General features: G+C 55.2%; 14 protein-coding genes. 10 read left to right on the top strand and 4 right to left on the bottom strand.

Annotation, left to right across the window (positions count from 1 at the left end; all coding sequences use genetic code 11):
* Positions 1–8 precede the first annotated feature (8 nt).
* Positions 9–1,442, bottom strand: coding sequence for an aminotransferase-like domain-containing protein (locus tag GW591_RS03760; protein WP_166860132.1), 1,434 nt, complete (start codon positions 1,440–1,442; stop codon positions 9–11).
* A gap of 367 nt (positions 1,443–1,809) precedes the next feature.
* Here GW591_RS03760 and spy point away from each other — a divergent pair, with 367 nt between their 5' ends.
* The 4 genes from spy (at position 1,810) to GW591_RS03740 (ending at position 5,552) form a co-directional block, all read left to right on the top strand.
* Positions 1,810–2,319: an ATP-independent periplasmic protein-refolding chaperone Spy gene (gene spy, locus GW591_RS03755; protein ID WP_013574997.1), complete on the top strand. Its 510-nt coding sequence runs from the start codon at positions 1,810–1,812 to the stop codon at positions 2,317–2,319.
* A gap of 286 nt (positions 2,320–2,605) precedes the next feature.
* Complete coding sequence (locus tag GW591_RS03750) at positions 2,606–4,672, top strand: carbon starvation CstA family protein (protein WP_013574996.1); 2,067 nt, start codon at positions 2,606–2,608, stop codon at positions 4,670–4,672.
* On the top strand, positions 4,665–4,970 hold the full coding sequence (locus tag GW591_RS03745; RefSeq protein ID WP_013574995.1) for a YbdD/YjiX family protein: 306 nt from the start codon (positions 4,665–4,667) through the stop codon (positions 4,968–4,970). Before GW591_RS03750 ends, GW591_RS03745 begins: the two co-directional genes overlap by 8 nt.
* A gap of 246 nt (positions 4,971–5,216) precedes the next feature.
* Entirely contained in the window at positions 5,217–5,552 is a 336-nt protein-coding gene (locus GW591_RS03740) for a phage holin family protein (protein ID WP_013574994.1), read from the top strand.
* Positions 5,553–5,635: 83 nt separating this feature from the next.
* Here GW591_RS03740 and nac read toward each other — a convergent pair whose 3' ends face one another.
* From nac to GW591_RS03725, 3 genes are all read right to left on the bottom strand, one after another.
* The gene (gene nac / locus GW591_RS03735; RefSeq protein ID WP_013574993.1) at positions 5,636–6,562 is read right to left on the bottom strand and encodes a nitrogen assimilation transcriptional regulator NAC; all 927 of its coding nucleotides are present in this window, start codon (positions 6,560–6,562) and stop codon (positions 5,636–5,638) included.
* A gap of 349 nt (positions 6,563–6,911) precedes the next feature.
* A complete protein-coding gene (locus GW591_RS03730) occupies positions 6,912–7,697 on the bottom strand; it encodes an SDR family oxidoreductase (protein ID WP_166860130.1) in 786 nt (261 codons plus the stop codon).
* A 39-nt stretch (positions 7,698–7,736) separates the two neighbouring features.
* A complete protein-coding gene (locus GW591_RS03725; protein WP_013574991.1) occupies positions 7,737–8,636 on the bottom strand; it encodes a GntR family transcriptional regulator in 900 nt (299 codons plus the stop codon).
* Between the two features lie 192 nt (positions 8,637–8,828).
* On the opposite strand from GW591_RS03725, the gene GW591_RS03720 reads away from it, so the two are divergent.
* The 6 genes from GW591_RS03720 (at position 8,829) to GW591_RS03695 (ending at position 14,698) form a co-directional block, all read left to right on the top strand.
* The gene (locus GW591_RS03720) at positions 8,829–9,647 is read left to right on the top strand and encodes an ABC transporter substrate-binding protein (protein WP_013574990.1); all 819 of its coding nucleotides are present in this window, start codon (positions 8,829–8,831) and stop codon (positions 9,645–9,647) included.
* Between the two features lie 46 nt (positions 9,648–9,693).
* Complete coding sequence (locus GW591_RS03715) at positions 9,694–10,407, top strand: amino acid ABC transporter permease (protein ID WP_013574989.1); 714 nt, start codon at positions 9,694–9,696, stop codon at positions 10,405–10,407.
* Positions 10,408–10,417: 10 nt separating this feature from the next.
* Positions 10,418–11,161 carry an amino acid ABC transporter ATP-binding protein gene (locus tag GW591_RS03710; protein WP_013574988.1) on the top strand — a complete coding sequence of 248 codons (744 nt, stop codon included), beginning with the start codon at positions 10,418–10,420 and terminating at the stop codon, positions 11,159–11,161.
* Positions 11,162–11,245: 84 nt separating this feature from the next.
* Positions 11,246–12,409 (top strand): M20 family metallopeptidase, encoded by a 1,164-nt coding sequence (locus GW591_RS03705; RefSeq protein ID WP_191996167.1) that lies wholly within the window; start codon positions 11,246–11,248, stop codon positions 12,407–12,409.
* Between the two features lie 10 nt (positions 12,410–12,419).
* The gene (locus GW591_RS03700) at positions 12,420–13,517 is read left to right on the top strand and encodes a mandelate racemase/muconate lactonizing enzyme family protein (RefSeq protein ID WP_013574986.1); all 1,098 of its coding nucleotides are present in this window, start codon (positions 12,420–12,422) and stop codon (positions 13,515–13,517) included.
* Positions 13,514–14,698, top strand: a complete 1,185-nt coding sequence (locus GW591_RS03695) for a M24 family metallopeptidase (RefSeq protein ID WP_013574985.1) — start codon at positions 13,514–13,516, stop codon at positions 14,696–14,698. The genes GW591_RS03700 and GW591_RS03695 overlap by 4 nt, the downstream gene beginning before the upstream one ends.
* The last annotated feature ends 27 nt before the right edge of the window (positions 14,699–14,725 follow it).

Genomic DNA, 14,725 nt, shown 5'->3' with positions numbered 1-14,725 from the left:
CAACATTCTCAACCTTTAATCTCTTCCGCCACCAGCGCCGCCAGAATGGAGATGGCGCGCGCGGTGTGCGGCCCCCATTCGAAAGAGGTATTGATACGGATGCAATGGCTGAAACGCTCGTCGGCAGAGAACATGGTGCCGGGCGCGACGCTGACGCCTTTTGTCAGCGCGCGCTGATAGACCCGCGCCGCATCCACATTGTCACCCAGATCCAGCCACAGAAAATAGCCGCCTGCAGGTTGCGTCACCGACACCTGCGCCGGAAACTCCGCCAGAATCGCATGACGCATCGCCATCTGCCGTTGTTCGAGTACGCGCCGTAAGCGTCGCAGATGGGTATCGTAACCTCCCTGCTGCGCCCCCTTTTGCAGATAATCGGCTAACGCCAGTTGAACCGGCACGCTGGCCGATAACGTGCTCATCAGTTGCAGGCGCTGAATACGTTCAGCATAAGCCCCCGCCGCCACCCAGCCCACGCGAAAGCCCGGTGCGAGGGATTTCGAAAACGATGAGCAATGCAGAATGTCGCTGCGATAATCTGACGCCTTCAGCGGCACCGTTCGTTCGCTGCCAAAATACAGTTCGCTGTATACGTCGTCCTCGATCAGAGCCACTTTATGTCCCTGCAAAATACTCACCAGCCGTGCTTTTTTCTCCGGCGGCAAACTGCATCCGAGCGGGTTCTGAAAACTCGACATCAGCCAGCAGGCTTTGATCGGATAAAGTTTCAGCGCCTGTTCCAGCGCATCGGGATCCATGCCGTAACGCACGTCAGTCGGAATGGCGATGGCTTTTAATTTGCGCCGTTCAATCGCCTGCAATACGCCGTAAAAAGCTGGCGATTCGATAGCAACCCAGTCACCTGGCTCTGTCACCACCTGCAAACTTAACCCGAGCGACTCCATCGCACCCGACGTAATGACGATTTCATCGGGCGCGACTTCAATACCATTTTGTGCATAGCGCTGTGCAATGCTGCGGCGCAGTTCTTCATTACCCGGTGGCAGATTCGCAATGGCGCTGTGCGGGGACATCCGGCGCACCGCGCTGGCCAGGGAACGCGCCAGACGTGGCTGCGGAAAAAGTGTCGGATCAGGAAACGCGGAACCGAGTGGCACCACGGCGGGATCTTGCCCGGCTTTGAGAATGTCGAAAATGGCGTCATTGACGTCCACCTGCTCTGCAGCATGCAAATACCCGTCGGGTGATGGGCGCACCGGCCGCTGTATACCCGCTGCCACGTAATAACCGGACTGCGGACGCGCGACAATCACCCCCTGACTTTCCAGCAACTGATAGGCCTGCAAAACCGTCATCAGACTCAGGCCAGACTGTTTGCAGGTATCACGTAAGGAAGGCAGCCGGTCGCCCGGCAACCAGACCTGCGTATCAATTTGTCTGCGCAACGTACGCGCCAGCGTTTCATAACGGGATTGAGTCATAATTCATCAGCACTGTTATAGGAAGTGTTAATCAAATGATAACTATTATGCCTGATTTTGCGCTTTTCCCCGGAGTAAACTGCTCATCAACAGCAATCAATGTTTACCCGGGAGGTATGGCGGCGAAACATTCGCCATGGTAATGTGTTAATTCATCGCATTACTCAGATTTATCTGAGCTTCCCTTCACACCTGTTCGCGCAACCTTACGCTTTCTAAACACTTTCTCCACGATCGCTGGAAAAGTAACACCACGCCTTTCACTCTTTTACATCCACACCGCATTACTATTCATTGGATTGCGTAGACTTGTTTTCGTCGAAACAAAACGGGCGAATTGCCTGAATCTCCAATGAGGAATTTAATTATGCGTAAACTTACCGCAATGATTGTGGCTTCAACTCTGGCTTTGAGCTCTGCTTCTTTCGCATTTGCTGCTGAAACCGCAGCCACGCCGGCCACTGACGCCGCGACCGCGACGCACGGCAAAATGCTGCATCATAAAGGACCGCAACATATGAACCCGTTTGCGGCGCTGAACCTGACTGAGCAGCAGAAAACGCAGATGAAAGAAATCATGAAAGACAGCGGCGCGCGCCCTGACCGCGCAGCGATGAAAGCCCAGATGGATCAGATGCACAACCTGGTGGCTTCCGACAGCTTCGATGAAGCCAAGGTGAAATCGCAGATTGATACCATTACCAAAGCACAGTCTGATCGTATGCTCGACCGTGCCCGCGCAGAGAACAAAATGTATAACCTGCTGACACCAGAGCAGAAAAAACAGTTCAATGAGAACTACCAGAACCGCGCGGCCAAAATGGAACAGATGCGTGACCACAAACCGGGTCAGGAAAAACCAGTAACCGCTGAATAATTGACTGACCAGACAGGAAAACCGGCCCCGTGGCCGGTTTTTTTGCTTTTTTACTTACCCGCCACAACTTTATTGTCATCCGACCAGTCTTCTCTGCGCAAAGCGTCAGCCCCATCACAAATTCATCTTTAACTTCATACTTTTCTGTATAAACACATTATTTTTAAACAGTAATTCAACAAAGTCGCAACCGCATTCGGCCATGCGACCCTTACCTCTCCACATCACACTCTCGACATAAAAAGTGGCTGGCTATCACCGGACCACTCATAAGGAGTTGTACATCATGAAAAGCGTCAAGTCCGGGATAACCTGGCTGGTGGTGGCGTTAATCGGGGCTTTTGCCTTTGGAATGCTGGCCCTGAGCCGGGGCGAACATGTTAACGCCCTGTGGCTGGTGGTCGCTGCCGTTGCCTGTTACAGCATTGCCTACCGTTTCTACAGCCTGTTTATCGCCGAAAAAGTCTTCGAACTCGATGACAAACGCATGACACCTGCCGAGCGTCGTAACGACGGGCTGGATTATGTGCCGACCAATAAATGGGTTTTGTTCGGCCACCACTTTGCCGCCATCGCAGGCGCGGGTCCGCTGGTCGGCCCGATACTGGCTGCGCAAATGGGTTTCCTGCCGGGCACGATCTGGATCCTGGTCGGCGTGATGCTCGCCGGTGCGGTGCAAGACTTCCTGATCCTGTTCATCTCCACCCGTCGTGACGGCCGTTCACTGGGCGAAATGGCAAAGCAGGAACTGGGCAGTTTCGCGGGCGTGATCACCATGCTCGGCGCGCTGGGCGTGATGATTATCATTCTTTCCGCGCTGGCGTTAGTGGTCGTCAAAGCGCTGGCCGATAGCCCGTGGGGTCTGTTCACCATTGCCGCGACCATTCCCATTGCCCTGTTTATGGGCATCTATATGCGTTTTCTGCGTCCGGGGAAAATTGCAGAAGTGTCGGTGATTGGCTTCGTGCTGATGATGCTCGCCATCGTTTACGGCGGCAACGTCGCGGCGGATCCTTACTGGGGACCGTTCTTTACCCTGCACGGCACCACGCTGACCTGGGTGCTGGTGATCTATGGGTTTATTGCCTCGGTATTGCCGGTCTGGCTGCTGCTGGCACCGCGCGATTATCTCTCAACGTTCCTGAAAATAGGCGTCATTGTCGGGCTGGCGGTCGGTATCGTCTTTGCTATGCCAGAGATGAAAATGCCAGCGGTTTCGCGCTTTATTGACGGCAGCGGCCCGGTATTCTCCGGCAGCCTGTTCCCGTTCCTGTTTATCACTATCGCCTGCGGGTCGATTTCCGGTTTCCATGCGCTGGTCTCGAGCGGCACAACGCCGAAGCTGATTGAGCGCGAAAGCCATATCCGCTTTATCGGCTACGGCGCGATGCTGATGGAGTCGTTCGTGGCAATCATGGCGCTGATTTGTGCGTCGGTTATCGACCCGGGGGTGTATTTTGCGATGAACTCTCCGGCGGCGCTGATCGGCACCACGGCAGAGAGCGCTTCACAGGTGATTAACGGCTGGGGCTTTGTCATCACGCCAGACATTCTTACGCAAATAGCCAAAGATGTCGGCGAGCAGTCAATCCTTTCCCGCGCCGGTGGCGCACCAACCTTCGCTGTCGGGATGGCACACATCATCACCGATGTGTTTAACAGCCGCGCGATGATGGCCTTCTGGTATCACTTCGCTATCCTGTTCGAAGCCTTATTTATTCTGACCGCAGTGGATGCCGGTACCCGCGCCTGCCGCTTTATGGTGCAGGATCTGGTGGGGGTCGCCGTCCCTTCGCTGGCAAATAACCGTTCGTGGATCGGCACTTTCGCCGGTACCACCGTCGCGGTTGCGGGCTGGGGCTTCTTCGTTTATCAGGGTGTCGTCGATCCGCTGGGCGGCATTAATACTCTGTGGCCACTGTTTGGTATTGGTAATCAGATGCTGGCCTCGATGGCGTTGATTCTGGGCACCGTGGTGCTGTTCAAAATGAAGAAACAGCGCTACGCATGGGTCACGATTTTGCCGACTATCTGGCTGTTTATCACCTCGATGACTGCGGGCTGGCAGAAGATTTTCCACGAAAAACCGTCGATTGGATTCCTGGCGCAGGCGAAGAAATTCTCTGCCGGGATCGACAGCGGCGAAATCATTAAACCGGCCAAAACGCTGGCGGACATGCAAACCATCGTGCTGAACAATCAGATCAACGCCATCCTGTGTGGATTCTTTATGCTGGTGGCGGTCACCATGCTGATTTCAGCGTTCTTCGTTATCCGTCGCGCGCTGCAATCGAGCACACCGACAGTGCATGAAACGGCTGTTGTACAACGTCGCGAGGCCCGCCATGTCTGATTCAAGAGCATTATTTAAAACCGCGCGCCCTGCGGCGTTACACGTCATCCGCTGTCAGCCGTTGTTCACCGTGCAGCCCAAACCACACAATGTGACCGGCTGGCTGAAACTGGCGATAAAACGCACTGCTCAGAGTTTTCGCCTGATGGTCGGCGTGCAGGATTATCAGAATTATGTCCGGCACATGAAGGTCAGACACCCGGAAATGACGCCGATGACCGAACGCGAATTCCACCGGCGATGCCTTGAAGCCCGGTTCCCGAGCGAAGGCGGGAAAATGGGGAAGTGTCCGTGCTGACATCAGAGTGACCCCTCCGGCTCAGTCACGATGTCGTGTTTTACACCTTCCTCTTCACACAGGGGAAGGTGTCGTCACACCACCTGAAATGCAAAGCCTTTTATATTTTTTAATTGCCCGGTGATGTCAGCCTGAAAACCTCACAGTGAAATGTGTTGTCTTGTGATTTTAGCCCCCTCGTATCTGGTGATAATTTAGCCGCATTAGTTTTATTGAGAATTCATTTTTACTTCTGAGGGCATCACTATGATCGAGGCAACACATATCCGGGACATCCTCCTGATGGATCACCGTATTGTACTTTGCGTCATTGGAATGGCGGCGTGGGGCGGGATTGTTCGCTATATCATGCTCAGGCAGCGGAAACCCATCCTGGATGAAATCAGGGCATGCCTGTTGCAGATTGTTGTTTCCTGCTTCAGCGGAATGCTGTTGAGTATTTTCGTTCTGTCACGCAACGCCAACGATGACCGGTTACTGGTCATTGCCGGTTTGGGCGGGGTATTTGCCGGGCCACTTCTCACCCTTATCGGTAAGAGAATCGCTGGCTTTGTTGACAACTACAGTCCGGCGTCTAAATAAGCGCATTCACCTCTTCCCCGGCAAAATCTATGCGCCGGGGATTTTTTTGCCTTGCTCTGGTTAGCTGAATGTTAACGCCCCGCTTAACTCGCCACTAACATCGGCTCTGCCACCGGAGCCGTCTGTTCGAAAACCAGAGACAGCAGGATCTTCTTCACCGCCATGGCTTCCTGCGATAACGCCAGCGTTTCACAAACACACAGCGAAAGCGGAACCTGAATCGCCGGACTGCTGATGCATGACATCCAGGCTTTAGCCGGACCCGTCATGGTGCGGGCAGCGGATTCAGGCAAAATAGTCGCCCCCAGACCGCTGGCAACGGCGGCAGTCAGCGTGGCGGAAGATTCAATTTCACCAATGATATTGGCACTTAAACGGCGCAACGCCATCGCATCATCCACCAGACGGCGGGTGACATTGTGGGAACGCGGCATGAACAGGTTTAGTTTTGCCACCTCAGCCAGTTCGACATATTTACCCGGATTCGGCACAGAATGCGCGCCGACCAGATACAAATCTTCTTTCATCAGCGGCTGACTGCTCAACCCTGAGGCCACGCTGGTGCCATAAAAGACCGCCATATCCATGCGCCCGTTGAGCACTAAATCGCCCAGCGCAGTGCCGAAATTCTCGTTGAGATACAGCAGAATGCCCGGGTGCTGCTTGCGGACAGCCTGTAGCAACGGCAACGCCAGCCCGGAGGCGGCAGTGCCCGGCGCAAGGCCGACAGAAACCTGTCCGCTAAGCGATTGTCCGGCGTTATTCACGGCACTGTGGATTTGGTCGCACTGGCGCAAAATGGCCTGGGCGTGGGAATAAAGAATATTACCTGCTTCGGTAGGAGTGACGCCGCGCTTGGTGCGAATCAGCAATTGTTGCTGCAATTCCCCTTCCAGTGTCGCCAGTTGCTGGCTTAATGCCGGTTGGGCGATATGCAGAACATCAGCGGCCTGTGTCAGACTGCCAATATCGACGATTTTCACAAAGTATTTCAGACGTCTGAGATTCATCTCTGTCTCCATTTTGCGCGAAAAGGGATAACCCTGGACTGTTGTTATGAAGGTAAGTTATCTACGCAAACGATTAGCGTGACTGATAAAAGCAAGATTTACGCCAATCTCCGGCACGCAGATTAAAAACGCCTGCTTCAGAGGCTAATACCGCAAAATATAAGAGAAAACTATTACGCGTGACGTGTGGGAAACGGAGGGCGCGGGGAATCTCAGAGGGAATTCACTGCGCTGATAAAGAAGGATGCACCAATATCATGCATTCTTATAGGTCACCCTTATAAATTAGCAGGGTTAATAACAGCGATGCCACGAAACAGATTCGCAGCATCACGTCCTGACGTCGCGTTTATATTGACGGGATCATGCCGCCATCGACGCGGATCACCGAACCGGTTACATATGACGCCTGCTGGCTGGCAAGAAACGCCGCCACAGCGCCATACTCTTCCGGTTTACCGTAGCGTTTTGCCGGAATGCTGGCGGCACTTTTTGCCGCGACCTCTTCGACCGATGTCCCTTCCCGCCCGGCGCGTGCGGCATCAAGCTGACCCAGACGCTGCGTGGAAATACGCCCCGGCACCATCACGTTAACCGTGATGCCGTCACCCGCCACTTCGGAGGCCAGCGTTTTCGACCAGCCGACCAGCGCCATGCGTAAAGTATTCGACATGCCGAGGTTGGCAATTGGCGCGATCACGCCCGACGACGTGCTGGTAATAATCCGCCCCCAGCCCGCATTGTGCATATCCGGCAGCACTTTATCGGTCAGTTGAATAAGCGAACTCACCATCGTGGAGAACTGAGATTGCCACGCATCCGGCGCGACGCCAGCCGCCTTCGTCGGCGGTGGCCCGCCTGAGTTGTTTATCAGAATACCCACCGGTCCGAATGTGCGGCGGATTTGCATCAGCACATCATCAAAGCTTTCCGGTGCTGTCAGATCCAGCACCCACGCCTGCGCGGTACCGCCCTGTTTTTCAATCATGCTGACAGTTTCCTGCAACGCACTCAGCGTTCGCCCGCAAACCGCCACCTGAACGCCTTCGCCTGCCAGGGCAATGGCCATCGCACGGCCTAAACCGCCGCCTGCGCCACTGACCAGCGCCACGCGGCCCTGAATACCAAAATCCATCACTTTTTCCTCTGGTTTATGTAAGACAAAAACAGCGGATCACCCCACTTTGCTGACTTTGTTAAGCACCATCTGATAAGCCGATTGCAGGTGGCTGCGCATCATGTCCGCCGCCGCTTCCATCCGCCCTTCCAGCACGGCGTCGATGATGGCGACATGTTCCTCGCACCATTCGCGCACACGCTGTTTATTGGTGTAACTGCCGAACTCCAGCAGGCGGCGCAGCCGGTTTTGCTGCTGAATTGCCTGTAAAACAAAAATATTGCCGCTGAACTCCGCCAGCATTTCATGAAAGGTGGCGTCCGTTTCGAAAATCTGACGGCCATCAACGGCCAGAATATCCGGATGCGTAATCAGATAAATATGCTGCATCCGCAGGCGGCGCAGCGCGCTTTTATCGGCGTGAAAACCTGCCGCCATGAGCGCACCCGGCTCAATCATCAGACGGAATCCGTAGCCGTTACTCAGCGCTACATCGGTATTCAGGGTCGGTAAGAATGACCAGCCATGCCCCTTGTTGCGGGCGATCAACCCGTCTTCCGCCAGACGCAGCAACGTGCGCGCCAGCACACCACGATCGACGTCATAGCGCTGGGCGATTTCCGTCTGCGTCAGGGAATCCGGCAACTTTCCGGCGATACGGTCTTTCACCAGTTGCTCGTATAAATCCTGATCATTACTGGCGGGGATATCAATGCTGATGCGCTGAAGTTCATCGAAGGCTTTCAGCAGGAAAAAACCCTGATTGCGCCGCGCTTCGATAATGCCTAATTCACACAGTAATTTCAGGGCAGTACGCACCGGCGTACGCGACACACCGAGCATATCAGCCAGTTGTTGCTCCCTGAGATGATGACCTGGCTCAAATTTTGCTTCACGTATCAGGTCAAGGATTTGGTTTGCCAGACGCCTTCCGCTGGCTGTCGTAGTTTGGGTCATGGAATAGCAGCACCTGAAAGTATTTGTTGTTTAGGTTTGTACAATATCACAAGCCTTGAGGATGGTGAAGTCTGGTTACAAAGCCCCCAAATCGTGCAATTAATGCACCAAAAAAGAGCCTTGACTCACAAATTTAATTGTATTTAATGAGACACAAAGAGCAATCCTGCTCATGGGAAACTGGAGTCTGTCATGTCAAAAAAAGCTTTTTTGCGTCGATATGCCGCCGTCTCTCTGGCCGCTATTTGCCTGAGTGCCCCGTTGTTCAGCCAGGCTGCTGCGCCAGTTCTGGTCAGTAAAGGTCATCTGACGTATGGCACCGCCGCCACGTTCATGCCGTTTGAATTTACTAAAGATGGCAAGCTGACCGGTTTCGATATCGATCTCATCACCGCCCTGTCGAAAAAACTGGCGCTGACACCGGAACCGATGTCGATGGAGTTCAAAGGACTGATCCCCGCGTTGCAGGGCAAACGTCTCGATATCATCAACTCAGCGATGTACATCAACCCGACCCGTTCTGAGCAGGTGGATTTTGTGCCGTACCTGAAAATCGGCAGCCGCGTCATTGTGGCGAAAGGCAATCCGGAAAAAATCACCGGTCGTGATTTGTCCCTGTGCGGCAAAAACATCGCCGTGACGCTGGGCGGCATTGAAGAAAGTCAGGCGCGTGCAGACAACCAAAAATGTCTGGATGCGAAAAAACCGGCGCTGACCGTGCTGACCTTCCCGGCTGCCACGGATTCCGCCGTCGCAGTGGCACAAAAACGTGCTGATGCAGAATTCCTGTCAACGCCGGGTGCTGTGGCGCTGCTGAGTGAAAAAGGCGATACCTTCGAAGCCGTCGGCGCTGAGTTTGAAGCAGACACGCACATCGGTTTTGCCGTGCGTAAAGGCGATACCGAAATGAAATCGCTGCTGGAAAAAGGCCTTCAGGACGTGGTGAAAGACGGAACTTATCAAAAAATCATCAGCAAATGGCAGTTCCCGGCTTCGGTGTCCATTTTCTGAAACCGTGATGTTAAGTAAAGCGTTGCCCTGACGTTGAGGAAAGTTCATGTCACTTGATCTTGTTTGGCAATACCTGTTCTCACCGGCGTTCTTTCAGGGCGCATTAATGACCTTGTTGTTAACGGTGTGCTCGTTGTTCTTTGGCATTATTGCGGGGCTGGTGCTGGCCCTGCTGCAGGAATCCCGCTTCCGGGCGGGATCCGTTCTGGCCTTCTTCTATCTCTGGTTATTTCGCGGCACACCGGTGCTGTTCCAGATTATTTTCGTTTACAACGTCCTGCCAACCTTCGGCCTGCGCTTCTCCGCTTTCACCTGTGCGGTGATGGCGCTGTCCTTAAATGAAGGGGCGTATATGGCGGAGATTTTACGCTCCGGCTTACAGGCCGTACGCAGCGGGCAGCGAACGGCGGGGATGGCGCTCGGCATGACTCAGAGCCAGATCATGCGCAAGATTGTGTTGCCACAGGCCGCGCGCATCGTGTTGCCGCCGATGGGCAATCAGATGATCAGCATGCTGAAGTCGAGCGCACTGGTGTCGGTGATTGCCGTGCAGGAACTGCTGCTTATCGCCAATCAGACCGCCAGCGCCAGCTTCCGATATTTCGAAGCACTGTGCGCCGCAGGTATTTACTACCTGGTGCTGACTTCCGTATTCATGGTCGGACAGGCCTGGCTGGAACGTTCGCTTGATCCGAAAAAGCGCAAGAAACCCGCGCTGTCACTGACTGAACGCCTGCTGCGCAGCAGCACGCCAAACTGAGGAGAAGTCCGTGAGTCAATCCAAACCGGTTCTGGAAATCATCGGCGTCGATAAACATTTTGGCGCACAACACGTGCTTAAAAACTGTTCCCTGAATGTGGTTCAGGGCGAAACCGTGGTGCTGATTGGTCCGTCAGGCTCAGGCAAATCTACCCTGCTGCGCTGCATCAATTTGCTGGAGCCGATCCAGGGGGGGTCGATCTTCTTTCGCAATCAGGACATCACCCACGCCAGTATCGAGCCGCATAAATTACGCCGTGACATCGGCATGGTGTTCCAGAACTACGAACTGTTTTCCCATCTGACGGCGGCCGAAAACATCATGCTCGCGCCGATGACCGTGCTGGGCGTCAGCCGCAGTGAAGCCGAGGCGCAGGCACTGGAACTGCTCGGCAAAGTACGAATTCCTGATAAAGCCGATTCGTTCCCGGATGAACTTTCCGGCGGCCAGCAGCAACGTGTCGCCATTGCCCGTGCACTGGCGATGAAACCCAAACTGATGCTGTTTGACGAGCCGACTTCGGCGCTCGACCCGGAAATGATCCGCGAAGTGCTCGACGTGATGGCCGATCTCAGCGCCGAAGGCATGACCAGCATTGTGGTCACGCATGAAATGGGCTTCGCGAAACGTGCAGCCAATCACATCGTCTTTATGGAAAACGGCGAAATCATCGAAAACGCGACCGGCGAAAAATTCTTCGGCGGCGATGTCAGCCTGCGGGCACAACGTTTCTTAGATCAAATCTTACATTGATCCTTTTCAGCACTCTCAAAACACCTATTGCGCCCTCACCAGGGGCCTGACTTTTGCCACAAAACTGTTTTTCAGGAGACACCGATGAGTCTTTCATCGCCCGATATCAGCAGAATGAAACGCGATCTTGCCGCACTGGTGGCGATCAATACCGAAAACCCGCCGGGACGTGAACGCGAGGCCGCAGAGCTTATCAGCGCCATGCTCAGCGACATCGGCTTCGACATGACGCTCAGCGAGTACGCACCGGGACGCACCAACGTGATTGGCAGGCTGGAAAACGGCAGCGGCCCGTGCTTTGCCTTTAATACCCACATCGACGTCGTACCGGCCGGTGAAGGCTGGCAGCAGGATCCGTTCACCCTCACCGAACGCGACGGGCGGTTGTATGGCCGCGGAGCCTGCGACGCTAAAGGCCCGCTGATCGCCATGATCGAAGCCATGCGCTGGCTCGCGGCCAACCGCAATGACTGGCGCGGCACGCTGATGGCGATTTTTGTCGCCGACGAAGAAGTCGCCAGCGAAGGCGCGAAGTTTTATGTGCGCGAAGCCCCGGTGCATATCGATTACGTGGTGATCGGCGAACCGACGTCCAACACCACATACTCGGCGCACAAAGGCAGTTTACGCCCGCTGGTTCGCGTTCATGGCGTCACCGCGCATTCCGGCACACCGGAGCTGGGCGAGAACGCTATTTTCCGTGCCGCGCAACTGCTCGGTCTGGTGGAAGAAACGCATGAACATACCGTGCGTTGTCGCTGCCATCCGCTGGTCGGTAACGCCAGCCTGACGGTCACGCGCATTAGCGGCGGGCATGCCGATAACGTGCTGCCGGGCGCCTGCGAATTATTGCTCGACCGGCGTATGGTGCCGGGCGAAGACGAAAACGCCGTGAAACAGGAAATTCAGGATTTACTGCAACTGGCGCAGGAAAAATTCGGTGTGCGCAGCGAAATCATCACCTACAAACCCACCACCGGCGGTGCGACCGAAACCGATTCTGACGATCCGATTGTGCGGGCGGGCGTTGAAGCCTGCGCCGCCCAGGGCAATCCAGAACCCGGCCCGTTCGGTTTTCAGGGGGGATGCGATCTGGTGCATTTTCGCAGTCTGGGCACTAAAGGCATCATCATCGGCCCCGGTTCGCTGGCCGTCGCGCATAAACCTGATGAATTTATCCCCATCGATGAATTCGTGGCAGGCAGCAAAATTTACTGCGATGTTGCCTTAAAAATGCTCAAACGCTGAGGGGAAAACGGTGAAAGCGACATTATATCGCGCCGACCTGCGGTATCCGCATCTGCAACTTTATACCGCCTCGTCGGGCAGTGTGCCGGGGCTGGACACCTTGTATCTGCTGCTTGAAGACAAAAACTTCAACGGGCTGGGCGAAGTGCGCATCAACATGGCGTATCTCAATGGTTACAGCGCCGAACGGGTGTTGAGTGATGTGATCCGTGCGTTGCAGCAACTGGATCTCAGTCAGCCTGCCAGCACAATTTTGCTCAATCTGCCGCAACGGCTGGCGGATTTTCTGGCACCGACACGCATGCTGCTGGATATCGCGCTGCATGATCTGATCGCGCGTCAGGAAGGCATCAGCGTGGCGCAACTGGCGGGCGCAGATAATAGCGAAACGGTGAGTTATCACACCAACCAGACGCTGTTCTGGACGCCGATGGCGCAGATGCTGCAACAGGCGACGGCGTATGTGGATCGCGGTTTTACACAGCTTAAACTGCGCGTCGGCGTGGCTTCGTTCGAAGAAGATGAAGCACGGCTCAGTGCGCTGCGCCGACGTTTCGGGCACGAAATCAGTTTGTCCGCAGATGCCAACGGCCAATGGCAGCCGGAAGCCGCGCGCAGCCATTTAATCTCGCTGGCGAAGTTTGACATGAGTTATCTCGAACAGCCGGTTTCTGACGCTAATGCGCACTATTATCCGACGCTGGCCGAAGCCAGTCCGGTGCCGCTGATGCTCGATGAAAGCATGAGCAGCGAGGCGGATTTAGAACGCATTTTGGCGCTGAACGGCAAGATTATGGCGCATCTCAAACTGGTCAAAATGGGCGGCATTGCGCCGACAATGGCTGCCGCACGACGTCTTACGGCAGCGGGCGTGCCCTTCATGATTGGTCAGATGAACGAAGGCGGTGCCGCTACCGCCGCCGCCCTGCACGTCGCCCGCGCCTGCCAGCCCGCTTACGCCGAACTTTACGGTGCCGACGGGCTGGGTAACGACCCGGTTCACGGCCTTTCCTATCATCAGGGGTTACTCAGCAGCCCGCCGGGCGCGGGGCTGGGTATCCGCTTCACCCCTTCCCAGGCAGAATTTATTCAGGAGTTTGAACAATGACAGCAACATCATTACCCGATACGGGCCGCGTCGTGCCAGGCGCAGAATCTGCATTTCACGAAGAAGAATATCGGCAGCGCATGGCGAAGGCGCGTCAGTTACTGGTGAAAGCCGGTCTGGACGTGATGGTGATCACCGGGCCGGAAAACATCTTTTACCTGACAGGTCAGCAAACACCGGGCTATTACACTTTCCAGACGCTGGTACTGCCGGTGGAAGGCGATCCGGTGTTTGTTATCCGCCAGCTTGAGTATTTCAACTTCATCTCCAACACCTTTATCCGCGACGCGGCGATTTATACCGATGGCGATAATCCGGTGAATTTCCTGCTCGATGTGCTGAAAACGCGTGGCTGGATGAAGAGCCGGATCGGGATCGATAAACGCGGCTGGTTTCTGCCGATCGCAATATACGAAGCCTTACAGGCTGAAATCGGCACGATCCACGATGCGGCTGGTGTTATCGAGCAACTGCGCGCCGTGAAATCAGCCGCAGAACTGGAAAAAATGGCGCACGCCGCCCGTTACGTTGACGCTGGCATGCTGGCAGGCCGCGCGGCGATTGCCGCAGGTGCGACAGAAAACGACCTGGTTTCCGCCATGATGGGGGCAGCGATTGCCGCCGGTTCCGAATATATGGGCATGGAACCGCTGGTCTCCAGCGGCCCGCGCACCGGTGTGCCGCACGGTACATGGCGACGCCGTAAAATTCTCGGGGGCGACCCGATTTTCCTTGAAATGGCCGCCACTCACGACCGTTATCACGCGGCCCTGATGCGCTCCGCCTGGCTCGGCAAACCGCCAGCCGTGGCGCTGGAAATGGAAAAAGTCTGTCAGGAAGCGTTGCAGGCTGCACTCGATGCCATCCGTCCGGGCGCGACATGCGAAGCGCCGCATCTGGCCTGTCAGGCCGTTATCGACCGCGCTGGCTATACCGATAACTTCAAAAAACGCACCGGTTATTCGATTGGTATTTCGTTCGCACCGGACTGGGGCGAAGGCGCGATCCTCAGCCTTTACAGCGGCATCACCACCGAATTACAGCCGGGAATGACCTTCCACATTCCGCCTGCATTGCGCATTTACGGCGAATTCACCGTCGGTGTCAGTGAAACCATTGTGGTGACCGAAACCGGCTATCGCGCCCTCGGCACAGTGGATCGTCCGCTGACCTTACTTTGATTTTGCTTTTAACCAGATGATGGGAAT

Source organism: Rahnella aceris, from assembly GCF_011684115.1.
GTDB classification, from domain to species: domain Bacteria; phylum Pseudomonadota; class Gammaproteobacteria; order Enterobacterales; family Enterobacteriaceae; genus Rahnella; species Rahnella aceris.
The sequence above is the reverse complement of the archived record's forward strand: the minus strand, read 5'-3'. Positions and strand labels throughout refer to the sequence as shown.

Bases quoted from the DNA above. Each gene is read 5' to 3' on its own strand.
- GW591_RS03715 (WP_013574989.1), top strand. From the start codon at position 9,694: ATGTCACTTGATCTTGTTTGGCAATACCTGTTCTCACCGGCGTTCTTT.
- GW591_RS03725 (WP_013574991.1), bottom strand. From the start codon at position 8,636: ATGACCCAAACTACGACAGCCAGCGGAAGGCGTCTGGCAAACCAAATC.
- GW591_RS03705 (WP_191996167.1), top strand. From the start codon at position 11,246: ATGAGTCTTTCATCGCCCGATATCAGCAGAATGAAACGCGATCTTGCC.
- spy (WP_013574997.1), top strand. From the start codon at position 1,810: ATGCGTAAACTTACCGCAATGATTGTGGCTTCAACTCTGGCTTTGAGC.
- nac (WP_013574993.1), bottom strand. From the start codon at position 6,562: ATGAATCTCAGACGTCTGAAATACTTTGTGAAAATCGTCGATATTGGC.
- GW591_RS03740 (WP_013574994.1), top strand. From the start codon at position 5,217: ATGATCGAGGCAACACATATCCGGGACATCCTCCTGATGGATCACCGT.
- GW591_RS03750 (WP_013574996.1), top strand. From the start codon at position 2,606: ATGAAAAGCGTCAAGTCCGGGATAACCTGGCTGGTGGTGGCGTTAATC.
- GW591_RS03760 (WP_166860132.1), bottom strand. From the start codon at position 1,442: ATGACTCAATCCCGTTATGAAACGCTGGCGCGTACGTTGCGCAGACAA.
- GW591_RS03730 (WP_166860130.1), bottom strand. From the start codon at position 7,697: ATGGATTTTGGTATTCAGGGCCGCGTGGCGCTGGTCAGTGGCGCAGGC.
- GW591_RS03695 (WP_013574985.1), top strand. From the start codon at position 13,514: ATGACAGCAACATCATTACCCGATACGGGCCGCGTCGTGCCAGGCGCA.
- GW591_RS03720 (WP_013574990.1), top strand. From the start codon at position 8,829: ATGTCAAAAAAAGCTTTTTTGCGTCGATATGCCGCCGTCTCTCTGGCC.
- GW591_RS03745 (WP_013574995.1), top strand. From the start codon at position 4,665: ATGTCTGATTCAAGAGCATTATTTAAAACCGCGCGCCCTGCGGCGTTA.